The 18368-nt window shown below is 43.5% G+C and carries 17 protein-coding genes; 7 read left to right on the plus strand and 10 right to left on the minus strand.

The annotated features are described in order from the left end of the window. Nucleotides 1-147 precede the first annotated feature (147 nt). Nucleotides 148-984: a TIGR03899 family protein gene (locus tag MHN09_RS17730; protein ID WP_014977411.1), complete on the plus strand. Its 837-nt coding sequence runs from the start codon at nt 148-150 to the stop codon at nt 982-984. On the opposite strand, the gene MHN09_RS17735 is transcribed toward MHN09_RS17730, so the two are convergent. The 10 genes from MHN09_RS17735 to dusA all read right to left on the minus strand — a co-directional run bounded on the left by MHN09_RS17735 (nt 981) and on the right by dusA (nt 10487). Next, a complete protein-coding gene (locus MHN09_RS17735) occupies nt 981-1727 on the minus strand; it encodes a phosphoadenylyl-sulfate reductase (protein WP_049588677.1) in 747 nt (248 codons plus the stop codon). The two genes, MHN09_RS17730 and MHN09_RS17735, sit on opposite strands and share 4 nt — an antisense overlap. Then, entirely contained in the window at nt 1717-3438 is a 1722-nt protein-coding gene (cysI, locus tag MHN09_RS17740; RefSeq protein WP_039227383.1) for an assimilatory sulfite reductase (NADPH) hemoprotein subunit, read from the minus strand. Before cysI ends, MHN09_RS17735 begins: the two co-directional genes overlap by 11 nt. After that, complete coding sequence (locus tag MHN09_RS17745) at nt 3438-5261, minus strand: assimilatory sulfite reductase (NADPH) flavoprotein subunit (RefSeq protein WP_014950719.1); 1824 nt, start codon at nt 5259-5261, stop codon at nt 3438-3440. Before MHN09_RS17745 ends, cysI begins: the two co-directional genes overlap by 1 nt. 198 nt (nt 5262-5459) lie before the next feature. Next, the gene (locus tag MHN09_RS17750) at nt 5460-6215 is read right to left on the minus strand and encodes a TIGR04219 family outer membrane beta-barrel protein (protein WP_014950720.1); all 756 of its coding nucleotides are present in this window, start codon (nt 6213-6215) and stop codon (nt 5460-5462) included. A 3-nt stretch (nt 6216-6218) separates the two neighbouring features. Next, nucleotides 6219-7211, minus strand: coding sequence for a DUF2333 family protein (locus MHN09_RS17755; RefSeq protein WP_014950721.1), 993 nt, complete (start codon nt 7209-7211; stop codon nt 6219-6221). Nucleotides 7212-7365: 154 nt separating this feature from the next. Then, on the minus strand, nt 7366-7728 hold the full coding sequence (locus tag MHN09_RS17760) for a hypothetical protein (protein WP_014977415.1): 363 nt from the start codon (nt 7726-7728) through the stop codon (nt 7366-7368). Next, nucleotides 7728-7928 (minus strand): PspC domain-containing protein, encoded by a 201-nt coding sequence (locus MHN09_RS17765; protein ID WP_014950723.1) that lies wholly within the window; start codon nt 7926-7928, stop codon nt 7728-7730. Before MHN09_RS17765 ends, MHN09_RS17760 begins: the two co-directional genes overlap by 1 nt. 61 nt (nt 7929-7989) lie before the next feature. After that, entirely contained in the window at nt 7990-8658 is a 669-nt protein-coding gene (pspA, locus tag MHN09_RS17770; protein ID WP_239241628.1) for a phage shock protein PspA, read from the minus strand. Between the two features lie 332 nt (nt 8659-8990). Beyond that, nucleotides 8991-9278, minus strand: coding sequence for a hypothetical protein (locus tag MHN09_RS17775; RefSeq protein WP_101565877.1), 288 nt, complete (start codon nt 9276-9278; stop codon nt 8991-8993). Between the two features lie 192 nt (nt 9279-9470). Then, complete coding sequence (gene dusA / locus MHN09_RS17780) at nt 9471-10487, minus strand: tRNA dihydrouridine(20/20a) synthase DusA (protein ID WP_239241629.1); 1017 nt, start codon at nt 10485-10487, stop codon at nt 9471-9473. 397 nt (nt 10488-10884) lie between these two features. Between dusA and MHN09_RS17785 the strand changes: the two genes are divergently transcribed. From MHN09_RS17785 to MHN09_RS17810, 6 genes are all read left to right on the plus strand, one after another. Continuing rightward, a complete protein-coding gene (locus MHN09_RS17785) occupies nt 10885-11916 on the plus strand; it encodes a type IV toxin-antitoxin system AbiEi family antitoxin (RefSeq protein ID WP_239241630.1) in 1032 nt (343 codons plus the stop codon). After that, nucleotides 11900-12754 (plus strand): nucleotidyl transferase AbiEii/AbiGii toxin family protein, encoded by an 855-nt coding sequence (locus MHN09_RS17790; protein WP_239241631.1) that lies wholly within the window; start codon nt 11900-11902, stop codon nt 12752-12754. Before MHN09_RS17785 ends, MHN09_RS17790 begins: the two co-directional genes overlap by 17 nt. Before the next feature lie 540 nt (nt 12755-13294). Next, nucleotides 13295-13846 carry a hypothetical protein gene (locus tag MHN09_RS17795; RefSeq protein WP_014950727.1) on the plus strand — a complete coding sequence of 184 codons (552 nt, stop codon included), beginning with the start codon at nt 13295-13297 and terminating at the stop codon, nt 13844-13846. A gap of 3 nt (nt 13847-13849) precedes the next feature. Continuing rightward, entirely contained in the window at nt 13850-15613 is a 1764-nt protein-coding gene (locus MHN09_RS17800) for an OmpA family protein (protein WP_239241632.1), read from the plus strand. Nucleotides 15614-15628: 15 nt separating this feature from the next. Continuing rightward, the gene (locus MHN09_RS17805; RefSeq protein WP_014950729.1) at nt 15629-16114 is read left to right on the plus strand and encodes a Rab family GTPase; all 486 of its coding nucleotides are present in this window, start codon (nt 15629-15631) and stop codon (nt 16112-16114) included. 9 nt (nt 16115-16123) lie between these two features. After that, a complete protein-coding gene (locus tag MHN09_RS17810) occupies nt 16124-18244 on the plus strand; it encodes an EAL domain-containing protein (protein WP_239241633.1) in 2121 nt (706 codons plus the stop codon). Nucleotides 18245-18368: the final 124 nt, after the last annotated feature.

Here is an 18368-nt window from a genome sequence, read left to right on the forward strand (position 1 = left end):
ATTGATAAATGGGTTACGCAATGCAATAGTGCTCTCATGTTACATGCCATTTTACATTCGATCATTTAAGCATTTATGAAGATTACATCCCAGCACTTTTCCCCTGAGGTAAAAAAACCACAGGAAACGGAAGAGAAGACTGTAAAGGTGACAGCCGAATCGCCTGCGGCTGAAAAAGCGGCCAGCAACGCAGTGAAAACCGATGCTAGTCGCCAACGCATGCTTTCCTGGTTTGCCAGAGTGGGTATAAGCCCCTCTATGATGTCCCCTGATCCTAAAAAGCAAAAGCATGCACTAGAAAGAAGAAAACAAATATTAGAAACCCAAAAAGCGAGCAATCTTCAAGCTGTATTAAATATAGCATTAAATGTGACGATCAACGAACAAACTAGCGATAATCTTGATCCCGACTGGTTTTTCGCATTTAGTACCATGGCTGAGGAAATTTACAGCCCGCCCATGCAGGAATTATGGGGAAAGATTTTTGCCGTTGAGGTGGCTCGCCCGGGCAGTTTTTCCCTTCGTACATTGCAGCTATTAAAGACGTTAACGCACAGGGATGCACAAGTATTCAATAAGGCTGTCAATGTTGCGAGTAGAAGAAATAACGATGCGGTTCCGCGTATTCTTGTGGGGTATCACAAACGCAAAGGCTTGCTTTCACTATTGAGACGTCCTGTTCCTGAGCAAATTAACTTAGCCAACGTAGGGTTGAGTTACCCTGATTTGTTGTCTTTGCAAGAGATGAAGTTGATTTATACCAGCGAAATTGAAAGTGCCGAATACAATGAAGGTCAGCAAGTAACCTGGCGATGCGTAAATGAAAATATTTCATTAACCAGTAAAACGTCGGGGGTTGCTTTGGTGTATTACAAGTTCACTTCGGTTGGCAGTGAGCTGTATAAATTAGTGACTAAGTCGCCTAATGAAGCGTATTTAACCAGCATTAAGTCGGTGTTAGGCGAGGTATTTAACGTAAGTTAAATACCGTCACCAAACTCGTGCAATCCACACTCGCGTTTCAAACCAAAGAAGCGCGTGTCTTGCTCACTCATTCCTTCTTGGAGCGACTGCGTGGTATGCCAATCACCGATGGATACATACCCTTGCTCCCAAAGCGGATGATAAGACAAGTCGTTATCTTTCAGGTAGTAATGTAAGTCTTTGTTACTCCAATCAATGATCGGGTAAAGTTTAAACTGCTGCCCTACTTTTTGTAGAACTGGAAGCTTTCCCCTGGTATCTGATTGGCTTCTACGCAAACCTGCAAACCACGTACCTGCTTTCATGTCACGTAAGGCGCGCTGCATTGGCTCAACTTTGTTCATCTTATTGTATTTCTCAATACCTTCGATGCCTTGTTCCCAAAGTCTGCCAAAGCGCGCTTCCTGCCACGCAGAAGACATCTCTGCGCTGTACACGTGCAAATTTAAATTGAGCTTTTCTACAAGTTCATCAATGAACTTGTACGTCTCAGGAAAAAGGTAACCTGTGTCGGTAAGCACAACAGGAATATCCGGTTGTGCTTGGGTAAGCATATGCAGCATAACCGCCGATTGTGCTCCAAAGCTTGAAGACACAATATGAGTATCAGGCAAGTTGTCCAGCGCCCAAGCTACTCGCTCCTGCGCTGTCATTTTCTCTAACGTTTCATTGATATCAGCAAGGGCTTCCTTACTGATATCAAGCGTTAGTGGTTGCTGCTTAATCGCTGTATTATTCGTCATAGAAATCCCGTGCGGAGTCTACTACTGGTTTTACAACACCAGCGCGAACAACATAATCACCAAAGGCTTCACCCGCTTCACGATCTTTGGCCCACTGGCCAAACAGTGAATCTAGTTCTGCCATGATTTCCTGTTCGCTTATGTTTTCTCGATACATACGTGGAATACGTGTACCTTCTCGGTTTCCACCCAAATGCAAATTGTATTTGCCTGGGCCCTTACCTACTAAGCCAACCTCAGACAACATCGCGCGACCACAGCCATTCGGGCAGCCTGTTACACGGAAGATTACGCTATCTTCTTCCAATCCGTGTTTGGCAAGCAAACCTTCTAGCTCCGTAACGGCATCCGGCAAGTAGCGCTCAGCTTCTGCCATGGCTAACGGACAGGTTGGCAATGCAACACAGGCCATTGAGTCAAGTCGCTGGTTAGAAATCGATGGCGCTATTAAGCCATGTTCGCGGGCTAATGCTTCAATTTTGTCTTTGTCTTGCGGCGCTACACCGGCAATAATCAAATTCTGGTTTGCCGTTAAGCGGAAATCACCTTTGTGGATCTTCGCAATTTCGGCACAGCCTGTTTTTAGCGTTTTACCTGGGTAATCTAAAATACGACCGTTCTCAATAAATACGGTCAGGTGATATTTACCGTCAATACCTTCAACCCAGCCAAAGCGATCGCCACGGCCCGTAAATTCATACGCACGGCTGTCTTGGAAAGTCACGCCTGCGCGTTTTTCAACTTCAGCCTTAAAGTTGTCTACCCCAACACGCTCTAACGTATATTTGGTTTTCGCGTTCTTACGATTAACACGGTTCCCCCAATCACGCTGAGTTGTTACAACCGCTGCGGCAACGTCTAGCGTGTTTTCAAGCGGAATAAATCCGAAATCAGAGGCTTTACGCGGGTACGTGCTCTTGTCGCCGTGAGTCATTGCAAGACCACCACCGACAAGTACGTTAAAGCCAACTAGCTGTCCATTTTCAGCAATCGCAACAAAGTTAAGATCATTCGCGTGAACATCTACATCGTTTTGCGGAGGAATCACCACCGTCGTTTTAAATTTACGCGGTAAATAGTTATCACCCAAAATAGGCTCTACAGGTTTTTCAGTCGTTTCAACTTTTTCACCGTCTAACCAAATTTCAGCATACGCGCGGGTTTTAGGTAGTAAGTGTTCACTTATCTTCTTCGCCCATTCAAATGCCTGAAGGTGAAGCTCAGATTCAACCGGATTTGACGTACATAGTACGTTTCGGTTTACATCGCCTGCCGTAGCAATAGAGTCGATGCCTACCTTGTTTAGCATTTGGTGCATGGACTTAATCTTAGGCTTTAACACACCGTGAAACTGGAAAGTTTGACGGGTTGTTAAACGAATGCTGCCGTACATGGTGTGATCGGCTGCAAACTTATCAATCGCTAACCATTGGTCAGGCGTAATAACACCACCAGGTAAACGGGCACGCAACATCACATTGTGAAGCGGCTCAAGTTTCTGCTTTGCACGCTCAGCGCGAATATCACGATCGTCTTGTTGGTACATACCGTGAAAGCGAATAAGCTGGAAGTTATCAGCGGTGAAACCACCAGTAAGATCATCTTTAAGATCGGTAGTGATGGTGCCACGCAAATTATTACTTTCACGCTTTAAACGCTCGTTGTCAGCCAGTTTGCCCTCAACGATAAATGGTGATTTTTCGTTACTCATTAATAGACATCCTTCTGATAACGTTTCGCTTTACGTAACTCTACAACATAGGCTTTTGCATCGGCTTCAGATTTACCGCCGTGCTCTTGCACAATACTAATTAGGGCGTTCTCTACATCTTTCGCCATGTGCATTGCATCGCCACACACATAGAAGTGTGCGCCCTGCTCTAGCCATTCATACACCTCTTTACCGTTTTCTAGTAAACGGTGCTGAACATATACTTTTTCTTCTTGGTCACGAGAAAATGCCAGCGTAATTTTGTCTAGCAGGCCTTCTTTAACGTAGCCTTGCCATTCCACTTGATATAGAAAATCTTGCGTGAAATGTGGGTTGCCAAAGAACAACCAGTTTTTGCCTTCAGCACCTTGTACGTCACGCTCTTGCATGAACGATCTAAACGGTGCAATACCCGTACCCGGACCGACCATGATCACTGGCGTATTTGGATCAGCGGGCAAACGGAAGTTATCGTTACTTTCTACGAACACTTCTACGTCGCCATTTTCTTCTAGATATTCACACAAAAAGCCAGATGCGCCGCCTTGATGACGATGTCCAAACGCTTCATAGTCAACGTGAGCTACGGTTAAATGTACTTCTTCTTCCACTTCGGCTTGGCTTGATGCTATCGAGTACAAGCGAGGCGTTAGCGGTCGCAAAGCATCGACAAGCTGTTGTTCAGACAACTTACCCGGATGGTCGCGCACAATATCAATAATTTGACGTTCGGCCATGTAGGTACGCAGCTGCGCTTTATCTTCCATCAATGTAGCCAATGATTCAGAGCCTGTCGCCTCTTGATATGACTTAATGAAATTAGGATAACTTAAAGTTAATTCAAGCTTCGACGTTAATGCTTCGGTGAGTGACATGGTCGCGTCAGCCACAGACACTTCTGTATTGCCGTTTAATGACAAGATACTAATAAGCTCTGACACTAGAGATGCTGCATTTTTAAACCATACACCAAGCGCATCACCTGGCTTATAGGTAATTCCGCTATCTTCAAGGCTTATTTCGATATGGCGTATATCTTTAACAGAATCACGACCTGTGATTTTTTGTGCGTCAATTAAGGTCGCTTTAAACGGCGCTTTCTTGGTGTAAGTTTGCGCTGCTACACCCTGCACTGCCGCGCCAGTTTGCGCCGCTACCGCTGCTTGCGGAGCTGCACTGAAATCGTCTTTTAGCGAGTCGATGAGCTTGCTCAGCCATGCTTCGGCTTCCGCTTCATAATCAACGTCGCAGTCCAGACGCTCTACAATAGCTTTACCGCCAAGCTTACCTAAGCGTTCATCAAAGTCTTTACCCGTTTGGCAGAAAAACTCGTAACTACTGTCACCTAAACCCAAAACTGCGTATTTGGTATCAGCAAGCTTTGGGGCTTTTTTGCCAGCCAAGAATTCATGTAGCTCAATAGCATCGTCTGGTGCATCACCTTCACCATGGGTACTAACAAATACCGCAACGTGAGTTTCTGCTTTCAAGTTACGTGGCTTGTAATCTGCCATGCTAACCAGCTTGCTATTAAAGCCCGCTTCTTCTGCTTTCGCTTGACACTGCGCTGCAACACCTTTTGCATTACCGGTTTGTGAACCGTACAAAATAGTAAGCGTTGGCGCGTCACCCGCTACTGCAGGAGTGCCTTGCATCATTGGTGCAACCGAACCACCTTGTGCAGCAGCCATGCCCGCAGCATAACCACTTACCCAAGTAAGTTGATCACGATTTAAGCCTGCAATGGCTTGCGTTATTGCATTCCACTGCTGTTCGTTTAATACCGCGCCTGGCGCTGAGTTCGAATTAGAATCTTGTGACATAGTCTTTTAGCCTTTTATCAATGGCGCTAAGGCTAACGGCTTTCTTCAAGAAGAGAAAAGAATAAATGAAACTTTTTTATTACTGAAAGTGCTAATGACTGTGCGAATAGGTAATAACACAATTGAATTTGGGCGAGAAGCAATAAAAAGGGCGAGGCTGCAATCGCAGCCCCGCCCTTTAAAATCCGTAGTTGAGGCTTAGAAGTGAAGTTCTAGCCCTGCGAATACACCATCAAATTCCATGTCAGCGTACACATCATCAAGGTCTTCAATATCTACCGTTACATTTCTGTAACCCACCTGAAGCGTCATATCAACCGCTAAACTTTCAATAAACGAGTACTGAATTGCAGCTTGATAATCACTAAGCTCATGGTCGTCGAACGACAAATAGCTTCCTTCAAAGTATGCTGATAAACCTGTAAACGGTAAACCTAGCTGAACCTTTGAGTAGGCCATTGGAACAATACCAGAGAATTCTGCAGATCCGCTTGTGTCACTCGCTCTATCCACAACGAACAGTGCGCCGTCGATGTACTTTGCATTAACACCTAAGTCAAAGCTCACTAAATCGTTATCAAATAACTCGTAGTACAAAATGAAATCTGTAGCATCAAGCTCTACATCTGTATTAACCGTGGTACTTTCAGTAAACAGTTCGCCGTCGAAAGTGAATTCAGACTGAAGCGTTGTGGTGCCCGAGTTATCTAATGTCGTGTGATTTACTTTTACGTTAGGTAAAAACGGTACCGGATGCTCAAAGGCAATGTATAGCGCCGTATTGGTCTCATCATCAAAGTTAAAGTCAGCGGTGTTGTTGCTATCAGCAAACCCGCCCTGCGTGTCGGTTTGCCATACTTGGGCTCCAACATATACGCCTGCGATAGTGTCTGCATGAGATGAAACTGAAACTAATGCGCATCCCAATGCGGCAGCTATAAGACCCTTTTTCATTAATTATCCTTGATTAAGAAGTTCTGAAAGTTCAATTAAAGCAGCGTTTGCACGAGAAATATAGTTTGCCATTACCAAAGAATGGTTCGCTAACATGCCAAATCCACTACCATTTAAAATCATTGGACTGAATACCGACTGCTGTGTCGCTTCCAGTTCACGAATAATTTGCTGAAGACTAACCAATGCATTCTTATCTTCCAATACGTCGTAAAATTCAATTTCCACGGCTTTTAGAAAGTGAAGTAAAGCCCACGTAGCACCGCGTGCCTCATAGAAATTATCGTCTAGTTTCCACCAACTCGTTTTAACTACACGCTGGCTGGCTACAGGAGAAGACTGCTTTGCATTCGAGTCACCCGCCAGATCAGTGTTCAATCTAGCCGATCCTACGCTGGCACTAAGTCTTTGTGAATAACTGCCCAACCGTTTTTCTACCTGTTTCAACCATTCGCGCAAGTTGTCTGCGCGAGTATAAAACTGACTGTCGGTGTTTCGGGTATTCGCTAGCTCGTCACGGTATTTTTTTAGAAGCTCTATACCGTCAGAGTAACTCGATTCAGAAGAAGGCAACGCCCAGCTTTTGTGATCCATATTAAACTTAGGGTGAGCTTTTGTAAGGTATGGATTTTCAATAGATTGGGATTGAGAGCGGCTGAAGTCTTTACGCATAGAGAGTGCAAGGTCTCGCACCATTTCCAGCGCTCCGAATTCCCATGCAGGCATGTTATCTAAAAAGATGCCAGGAGGCGTGATATCGTTAGAAAGATATCCACCAGGCTTATCAAGTAAGGTTTCCGACACATCAATCATAGTTGTTGTTAATGTGTAACCCGCAATATTAGTTGGATTCTCAACAGGCGAGTTTTGCTTTAAACGTTGTCTAACATCAAACGTGTCTGGGGATAGGCTCCAATACCATCCTATTAGCCAGAAAAGTAAAACTATCACTACAGCGACAATCGCTATCCGTTTTGAGTTAATAGATTGTCTCATATAACACCAACCTTCCTTTTAAATAACAAATAGCCGACGGAGGTCAGCTATTTGTAGTCTTAATACTATGTGAAAAATGCGAAACCTTTGTGACGGTCGCCTTTATATCACCATCTTTTACTACGTTAACACAACTTAAATAAAATTATGATGATTATACATTATGGTGCATATTTCGGTCATTTTGCTGCTTATAAGCGGCAGAGTTTCGATTTTTCAAAGCATATAGCGCTATCGCGATAAGTATAATTGGCCAAAATGCACTTACTCCCACCACTAATAATGCTAAAAATCCTGCGCCTAGCGCTAAAAGAATTGTGCCCATAACGCTTACAGCAACAACGAATCCAACGATAGCGAGGACTACGCCGACTAGCGATAATACTGCTACGTTTTCCCAAGGACTTAGCAATTCATCTGACATGATTAAGTGCATACCCAACCAGCTATCTACTAAGCTGCCTAAACAATTCACCAAAATAATGGCGATGACCAATGCAATCAGAAAGTTTTTCATTACACTAATCTCGGTAATAAGATAACGGCTGCAATATAAGCCACTAGCGTAATAGGCGTAGCGATGAACAAGCCTGCTACAGCTGCCGCTCTAACCCATACTGCATCTATATCAAAATAACGTGCAACTCCTGCACACACACCTGAAATGATTCCAGAATCAAGGTCTCTATAAATTCGTTTTTGTGATGGTACTTTCATCATCTTCTCCAAAAATGCTTACTTCGACATCTACAATGCGGGCTGCGGCTCTCAAGATCGCCTACGCGACCTTCTTCTTCTTAAGTTCAGCCAAATCCTTTTCGATAGCTTCATCTGCTTCCATTGCATCGAACTCGGCCTGCAGTGACGTTGCTTCATTCGACTTTGTTAGGTCGTACGCATCAACTTGCGCTTCTAGATGATCTATGCGCTGCTCGTAACTCTCAAAGCGCATCATGGCATCATCAATTTTTCCTTCGTGATCAGCTTGCTTCACTTTTAAGCGTGTTTGCGCTGAATGCTTGCGTTGAACCAGCGTTTTTTGCTTGGCTTTTGCTTCGGCTAACTTACTGTTCAGACGCGCAGTATCGCCTTGGATTTTTTCGATACTCTGTGCAATATGCGCTTCTTGTTCTTCAAGAGAAGCTAGCTTTGCAACATACTTTTGTTTTTCGATTAGTGCGGCTTTAGCCAATGACTCTTTGTCATTATTCATTGCGATCTGTGCTTTGTGCTGCCACCCTTCCACTTCTTTGTTTGCTGATGCCATATGGCGTGCAAGGGTTTTCTGCTGAGCAATAAAGCGCGCTGCATCAGTGCGAACCTCAACTAAGGTTTCTTCCATTTCTTGAATAATCAAACGAATGATTTTTTCAGGATCTTCCGCTTTATCTAACATTGCGTTGATGTTTGCTTGAACAATATCGTTAATGCGCGAAAACATACCCATGATTATTTCTCCGTTAAAAGTAGTGTTGTGGTTTCCAGCACTTATTTTTAGTTACGCTGACCGCTGGTTACCGCTGACTGAGTTCTCCTCAACACTCTAACTATTACAATCACCGTGCCATTTATTTAAAGCACTGTTTTCAAAGGACTTTAATTTAATTCCGGAAATCACCAACTGTTCACCAAGCGACCAAATACAATTTTTTAGCGTATTTAACCAATAGATTTGTTAATTTGACCAACCCTGTTTTTTGCGTTTTTAATGTCTAAGTCACTGTGCTACACGCACAAAAAAAGCGCCTTTCGGCGCTTTTACTAGATACCAATATCGAATTAGTCGGCATCTTGTTCTGTAGAACTACCTTCAGACGGGGTAGCAGCAACTAAATCAGTCACGCTGACCTTACCGCTTCCGCGCACTTCTTGTGGGCTTAGCTCAAAGTGATACGTTGCGTTTGCTACTGCTTGGTATACGTCAGCCTTAATTTCCTGTGATGTGGTAGCCACTGCGTTTGAAACCACATTAGTTAAAAACGTTTGAAGCACTGACTCTTCTGCATTTGCTACGCTGCTTGCCATGCTTGCTGTCAGTAAAGTTGCTGCGATTAGTGAAGTTTTCATAATTTCCCTCTGAAGTTAGTCAGTGCAACAACACGCCGTTGTTGCGATACTTAGAGGATTGCGAGAGCTGTGCCAACTCCTTTAAAAACACTTAAGCCATTGATATATATAAATTTAAATAAAAAAGCTCGCGAGACAGCGAGCTTTTAAGAATTGAACAAATATTAAACTTTGGTCAAAATTACTAAATCGTTAGTCTTTTTGACTATTAAACGCAGCGACTTCCTTTTGTGCACTTTCTACAGCGTCTAGCGCATTTAGCAGCAGATTGGGATCTGGATTTTTTCCTGTTCCATTTTGGCTTAAGTATCTACGCCAAATACGTCCACCCGCTTGCCCTTGATAAAGACCCAAAATATGCCGAGCTGCATGCCAGGGTTTGAAATAGGGATCGTCTTGGCGTTCAATATACTGCTGCATTTTCAGCACAATTTCTCGGCGTGACATGCTCTGAGCTTCAGTATCTCCGAAAATCTCTTTATCTACGGTAGCCATAATGTAAGGATTGGCGTAAACCTCACGCCCTACCATAACGCCATCAACAAATTCTAGCTGTTGCTGGGTTTCTTCTAGCGTTTTAACCCCACCATTTATGCTAATAGATAATTCAGGGCGAGCCTGTTTCAGTCTATGAACCCGCGGATAGTTTAACGGCGGAATTTCGCGATTTTCTTTTGGGCTCAATCCCTGTAGCCACGCTTTCCTTGCGTGAACAATAAAGGTATCGCATCCGGCATCTGCCACGGTATCGATGAAACGAGCGAAGTCTTCATCTTCGTCCATATCATCAATGCCAATACGGCACTTTACCGTAACGGGAATATCTACCGCAGCCTGCATGGCTTTGACACAACTTGCTACCACCTCTGGCTGGGCCATTAAGCAGGCACCGAAGCTACCGTTCTTAACTCGATCACTTGGACAACCTACGTTTATGTTAACTTCATCATAACCGCGCGCTTGTGATAGCTCAGCACACTTGGCCATGTCAGACGGATCGCTTCCGCCCAGTTGAACAGCAACAGGATGTTCCTCTTGGTTGTAACCCAGATAGTCACCCTTGCCGTAAATGATCGCGCCTGTGGTTACCATTTCTGTATAGAGAAGTGTGTGCTTAGACATTAATCGTAAAAAGTAGCGACAATGGCGGTCTGTCCAATCGAGCATTGGAGCGACAGAGAATTTGCGGTTGAAAGAGATGTCAGACATAGACATTAAAACCTTGATTAATATGTAAAAAAGTAAATCTCATCGCATTTTTACCGATTTCAAAATTAGTGACATTTCCGTGGTATTCCGTCGATTTTTCCCTTTCAGGAACACAATAGGAATACAAAAATATGGCGTTTTACTCAATCAACAAGCGGCTTCGCGGAGAACGAACCGTATATTCTACTTCTGCAGAACAGAAAAACAAAGGCAAGATAGTTTTCTCCAAGTCTAAAATAACCATTTCACGCTTATGGGCTTGAAATGGATGTCTTCTTGTTCATTAAATGTCAACGTTCATAAAAAGTGAACACTTAAAAATAATGAACAAAGGTTGAAAAATTGTTCATCTTTTCGTATTGTTCAGTAATAGTGAACATGAAATATAAATGAACAAATGGATAACTTACTAGCTGAAGCTGCGAAACTATTAGCCGCGAATACCAAGCTAAATGTCACTTATATGCATCACAATGTCCGAAATGCTGAGGAAACGGACGGACAGCTGGCAATCATTCACGGAAACCAGAAACATACTTGGTGTGTGGAAGAAAAGGAGAGGCTTACTCGCCACAGACTACACAAGCTCCAACTAGAAAAAATAGTTTTTAGCGACAAAAAAACACTTATAGTCACACCCTATATCAATGAGAATATCGCCGAGCTGTGCCAGGAGTTGCAAATCGATTATCTCGATCTGGCAGGTAATGCGCACCTCAACATACCTCCCTTTTATATCGATATTAGAGGCAAGAAACCACCTAAAGAGCATCGAATACAACACGCAAGAAAGCTAACAGGAAAGGCGTTTCAACCTAAAGGCATGAAACTAGTCATGATGTTGTTATTGAAGCCTGAGCTTGTTAATCAGCCAATGCGGATACTTGCGGAGCAAGCTGAAATTGCTTTAGGCACGGTAAAACAAGTTTTAGATGACCTTAAGCAACTCACATTTGTTCTCGAAAAAGGGAAAAAGGGACTCGTCCTCAACGAAAAAGATCTGCTTCTAACGCGATGGCTGGACGCTTATCCACACAACATGGAAGCAAAACTGGAGCAAAAGCTATATGTTCCTCAGAATATTGAGCAGCTTCGTAACGCACCGCTAGATACGTACGGAGCACTCTGGGGCGGAGAGGTCGCCGCTGATGCCTATACTCATTACCTTACCCCCAAAACATATCAGATATATGCTGATACTGAAGCACATAAAGCCTTATTAAAAACGTTCAGGCTACGCCGACTACGTGCTGAAGAGACAGACGTTAATATACTGAAAATTGTAGAGCCGCCTGTGGGAATCGATAAAATTAGGGGTGAGTTACCTGGCTATGTCGCTCCACTATTAGTATATGCAGAACTACTTAACAGCGATGACCCTCGCAACCTTGAAACTGCAAAAAGGATCTACCATGACCACCTCGCTTGATGTATCGGAAAAACTGCCGAATGGGCTTGTGGAGGTATATAGTCAAATCCACGGTATTGCGGCTGAGCTAAGTGTACCGTTGCTAGTTGTAGGGGCTACTGCACGGGATATTATCTTAGTTCACGGCTATAGCGCTGCTATCGAGCGCGGTACGAAAGATGTGGACTTTGGTATCAAAGTGCAGAATTGGGAGCATTACGAAGTGTTACGAACTGCACTGATAGAAGCGGGATTTACACCGTACTCGAAGAAGGCACATCAACTAGACACGACTGACAGTGACGGCTTGCCTTGGGAAATCGACTTGATTCCGTTTGGTGGGGTCAGCGATGATCACGGCCAGATCGCTTGGCCGCCAAAACAAGATATTCTCATGAGAGTCCTAGGGTTCGATGAAGTTTATCAAAACGCATGGGACGTTACCCTCATAAAAAGCCCCGAAATTAACGTAAAAGTAGCATCTCCGTCTGGAATATTGTTACTGAAGCTTATCGCCTGGACTGAACGAGGCCGTGAGTATCAGGGAAAAGACGCTATTGATATCTATTATGTAATAAAACACTACAGCAAGATTCCTGCGGTTGTAGATGCGCTTTACGACCAAGATTACATGGATGCTCAGGATAACGACATTATGAATGCCACCGCAATGTTGTTGGCCGACGAAGTCGCGGCCATTGCGAAGGAGAAAACATTGACCTACATAAAGCAGACTCTGCTAAACAACGATAGTGTCTTAGAGCGCATGAAGGTTGATATAACAAAGTACACTGTCGCAGGTTATGAAGAAGCCGACATACTCATAGAGATTATAAAAGATAGGCTAAATAGAGGATAAAACCATCGGTTGTTTCTGGATATTTCCGTCAATATCCTTACACTGAGGAACACAACGAATGTCACTTTTTACCGAAATCCCCATATATATCAACGCCTCTTAAAATTAGGCGTGACAATCCAGCATTGGAGCAACAGAGAATTTACGATTTAGTGGAGTGATAGACACGACAGGAACCTCAGACACAGTTATTACTTATATACCTCGCGTACGCGCGAGCGGCGTATAGTACCTATGTTCAATAAAAAAACAATGTCGCTTGCCATTATTTGATAGACCTATTCCAGTCTTAAAAAACAGCTCAAATCGTAGAACGCATAAGTAAATCTTCATGAATTATTCAACTTACTGAAAGGATGGCGTTTTTTGTATAAGGATTTTTGTAGGTATTTGCCACTATTATGCTTTTAGCGTATTTCAAAGTTCACGATTAGCGGCTATTGTATAAAGTAATAACCACAATTATTAGCACAGACAAAAATGTGATTGCAGCTCATTAGCGTGTTCAACGCAAAGAACTGCGCCTTCCGGAGACATTTTATGGCGGATAAGAAGCCGAAGGATCAGCAAGCGCAAGACGTAACTCAAACTGAAGGCGCGCCCAAACCAGCAGACGAACTTGCTCAACTTAGAGAAATTTTGTTTGGTCAAACAAACCGTGCTTTCCGTGCAGATCTTTCTGCGTTGGAGTCGCGGGTCAACGACAGCTTCTCTAAACTGAATACGCATCTTGATAATCAGTTTAACGATATTCGTAAGCTTATTGACCAACAGATCACTGAATTATCGAATCAGTTGGCCAGTGCTAACGACAACCACAGTAACGTGCAAGAGCAACTTCAAAACACCACTGACAAATTGCAAAGTGAATTGGAGATAGCTGAAACTGCTGCAAAGAACGACAACGATGCATTGGAAGCTCATGTGGTTAAAGAACTAGAGTCGCTTGATAATTTATTTAGTAAGCGTCACCAAGAGCTGCTAGAGAAGCTTCAGCAGGTTACCAGTGAGCTTTCAGAGAGTAAAACCGATAGAAAAACGTTGGCAAACTTACTTTCGACTATGGCCACCAACCTCGCTACAGATCATTAATTAATGACTGAAAAAGTGCCGCCGTCGGAGCTATCTGACAACTCTCTAGATAAAGTCAGAGAGCTACTCATTGGAAGGGACGACAAGTTCGTTCAAGAAAAGTTGAATCGCGATGCGAAAGGCATCGTGACAAACGTCGTTTCTGAAGCGCTCTTTGAACGCGAGACAAAGGACGGCTCAGTTAACAAAGTACTTGTTCCTCTTGTAGAGAAGTCGCTTCACCGCTCTATAGAAGCTAATAGCGATAAGATTGTTGGTACACTTTATCCCTTGGTTGGCACGCTTGTAAGAAAGGCAGTATCTTCATTTCTTGTTGAGTTTGTCGAGCGCACTAACGCGCTTATCGAAAACAGCTTAAGTCCCAAAAGCGTATCTTGGCGATTCAAAGCTTGGCAGTCTGGAGTCAAGTATTCTGAATTTGTCGCATCTCAAATTTACCAATACCAAGTCCAACAGCTGCTGGTCATTCATCGAGAGACCGGCACGCTACTTCACAGCATTTCTTCAGATCCTGAGAAAGAAAAAGACGCAGACTTAATTTCGTCAATGCTAGTGGCCATTAATGACTTTGTGGCAGATGCGTTTGGCGTTACCAGTACCGAGTCAGAAAACGAGCTCGGCGAGATAAAAACGGAAGACTTTACACTGCTAATAAAAATTGGGCCACAAGCGCTGCTTGTTGCTGCAGTTACGGGCAGTATTCCTCCTGAGGTACGCGGGAAACTTCAACAGGCGTTGGAAGATTTTCATCAGTTCTATCAGCAACCGTTGCTCACTTATGAAGGTGACAATGCGCCCTTCGACGGTTGCGAAACCATTCTTTCAGACTGCTTAATAAGCGAAAAAAAAGAGGGTGAAGGAAAAAAATCAAACCGATTAATAGGTGCACTAGTGCTTCTTGTGATTTTTTTCGCACTTGCAGTGCTGTCTTTTATGCGTTTGTCGCTAAGCATCTTAAAAAGCGACTTGCACGAGCTTCCTCCACCACCTGGAATCATAGTAACTGATACTTATGTTTCCAATGGAAACGTGCACGCTAAAGTCCTTCGCGACCCGGTCGCCACTAGCATCGAACAATGGTTTAGCGATAATAACATCGATGCAGAAAGAGTTACTGTTATTGAAGAACCCTTTGTTTCTTTAAAACCAAGTGTGGTTGAACGCAAACTTGAAAAGCTCGTGAGCGACTATCCTCTCAGCGAATCAGAAAGCCTATTAATTAAAAAAGGTGATGACCGTAGCTTTATTATTTCAGGAACCGTGTTCACCCCAACCGCAATTAACTTTACTCAGCAAATAAACGCTATTCCTGGTATTTCGACAGTTAACGTTGATACCACCGCGCTTAACGTCAAAGCAGCCTATCAAATTGACAATGTTGAGCTCCAGAAAGCCGCATTGAACCGATTAGTTAATAAGGTTTCCTCACAAAATGTACTTTTTGCTACTAACCAAGAAGCGCTTTCTGAAGTACAGTTAGCAAAATTAGAACCTCTGGCAAACGACATAAAACAATTGTTAACTCTTGCTGACAAGACAAAAACTGTTGTCAGTATTGTTGTAATGGGTGCCAGTGATAATTCAGGGTCAAGCGCACGAAATCGCGCATTGAGTCAAAAACGAGCAGAGAATGTTGTGAATTCATTAATTTCACTTGGCGTAGAAAGTGATATTCTTATACCTGTAAGCTTAGGAGAGCTACCATTGCAGAAAGCATCAATGGGGCGTTCAGTTATGTTAAACGTTTTAATATCCAGTGAGCAGTAGTAAGGAAGCTTTGCAGTGATACAGAAAAAAGTATGTATTTTAGGGCCCACTGGTGTTGGCAAAACAAGCCTGATAAAACAGTTCGTTGAAGGTATTTTCTCCGAAAAATACAAGACCACTATTGGCGTAAAAATAGACAAGAAACAAGTCAATAAAGACGGACGCGGCGTTCAGCTTCTACTTTGGGATTTAGAAGGTATCGACAGATACTGTGGCTTCAACCCTCGCTACCTTCGCGGCGCAAGCGCCTACATTATTGTAGTTGACCAAACTCGGTCTCAATCCTTGCTTGAAGGCATGGAAATTCTAGAACTCGCACGCGAACACTACCCCGATATCCCCGCATTTTTTGTTGTAAATAAAACCGATCTCCCCACAAGTTGGCACTGGAGTGAGGAAGAACTTAATTCTTACGCTCAAAAATTCGCTTCACTAACGAAGACCAGCGCAAAGACCGGTGAAAATGTAGAGAATTTATTCAGTACAATTGCGTTTTGGTAGGAGATTGCCATGGATATTCATTTATTAAATGCATTGGGCATTACTAACTGCGCGCTATTTAGGTGTAACTCCGAAAGCGACATTGAATGCTTAACGCCAGAACTTCCATGGCTAGCAAATGTTGTGACGATTGACGAAAACAACAGACTGCAAAAGAAGCATATCCCCTCTATTTTTTTAGACGACTTTTTTCTCGATGCCGACGAAGTATGGAAAGGCGAAACGTCATTTACGCTTTCATCTGGCTTTTGGACGGAGCACAATGAGAGCCAAGTACTTCGCTTAGAAGCATTGGCAATTAATAGCGAATCGGGTTCTCGCTATCTGGTCGTTAAAAACGTAGAAGAGCAATTTGACGAAAAACGTAAAACGCTGCAAGCCGCGCGGGAATTATTGCTAAGCCATCACGAAATTGTAGGTCAGCATGAGTATATTAGGCACAAATTAAATGGTGTTTTACGCAAGAACACCCGACTTCAAAAGCTCGTTCCGCCCATTCAGCAAGCTATTCACAACCTGGAAACCGGCGTTGTCATTTTAGACGACAAAGGCGGATTGATATTGGACAACAAAGCGTCTCATAGATTGCTGCTGTGTAATAGCACAACGCCAAGCTCTATTCGCGTCAACGAGCTTCTTACTGATATTGATGCGCCGGCAACGTTTCTTCCCGCACTGGTGCAGCGAAAAGCCCCCTGGCAAGGGGAGCTTTATTGGCAACCTGTTGACGATTATGGTGTGTGGCTTCAGGTTACCATTCACCCTGTATTACAAGGGGATGAGTTAACCCATTGGGTTTACCTACTTACCGATATTACCCATATCCACAATAAAGAAGAGAGCGTATTAACTGCCAGTGGAATGGACTCGTTAACAAAGGTAGCCAATCGCAATTTGTTTACCGATACAGTAAGAAGACTGGTTCAGGAAGAAATCGCATTCAAGTTGTTCATCATAGATATATGCGACTTTAAAAAGATAAATGAATCACTTAGCTATCAGTCGGGTGACGAGATCCTTAAATCGTTCGCACTGCGACTGCAAACCTTTGTCGGCAACAGCGGGTTTATAGCGAGAATAGGCAGTAATGAGTTTGCATTGGTGAAACGTGAAGATACCTTTAACGAACTTACCAGTGCCGAGTATATTGAGCAGCTAGTCAAAAAGCTCACTCAAACCTATACCGTTCTCAATGGCAGCGAGCCGAATTTAGGCATAAATATTGGCGAAGCGAACTTTCCCCGACACTGCCCGTCAACCGAATCACTTCTTCAATGTGCTGACATCGCCTTGCAGGCCGCTAAATACCAAGGTCGCAATGTGGCACTTACCTACAGTGAAGAACTACACAAACAACATCATGCCATTAGCGAGCTTGAGAGTCAGCTACGTTCTGCCATCGAAAACAATGAACTCAAACTCTTTTTGCAGCCTATTGTCGATTTAGAGACTGGCAAGATTGTTAAATGCGAGGCATTGGCAAGATGGATAACGCCGGAAGGTAAGTTTATTTCCCCAGAAGTGTTCATTCCTCTTGCTGAAAAAAGTGAACTCATTTTCCCTTTCGGCGAGTGGCTTATCAATGAAGCTTGTGATGCTATAGAAGCGTTAAAGGCTTCTAATTTAGACATTAGGTTGGCCATTAATATCTCTGGCCGCCAAGTGTCAGATTTAGCACTACTAAACCAAATTAAAAACGCATTGGAAGATCACCAACTCTCCGGCTCAAACTTATCCATCGAGTTAACCGAAAGCGTGTTTGTGGAAAGCTTGGATACCGTTTCAGTATTACTCAACGAGCTTCGAGCAATGGGGATCACCGTGTCGATTGACGATTTCGGTACAGGTTTTAGTTCACTGGTGTATCTGAAGAAACTGCCTATCGATGAGCTTAAGATTGACCGTTCCTTTGTCAGTGAACTTGAGAAAAACACCGACGACCAAGCTATCGTTCAGGCTATTCTTGGACTGGCGAGCAACTTAAACATCAAGATTATTGCAGAAGGTATTGAAACCCAACAGCAGCAACAGTTTTTGCAAAGTCATCGGTGTGCTTATGGTCAGGGTTACTTATATCAGCGCCCCGTTGCCATACCTGAATTTATAACTTTAGCGCAAAAGCAAAAGTGAGCTTAAGCAAAGCCTCATCAGCCATAAACATCGAGTAGGGTGAGGCGTCACCGCCTCATCCCTCTCACAGAACCGTACATACGGGCCTCGTATACGGCTCATATACACAGTTATTTAGCGTAAT

The organism is Alteromonas sp. MmMcT2-5 (genome assembly GCF_022348315.1).
Classification (GTDB): domain Bacteria; phylum Pseudomonadota; class Gammaproteobacteria; order Enterobacterales; family Alteromonadaceae; genus Alteromonas; species Alteromonas macleodii.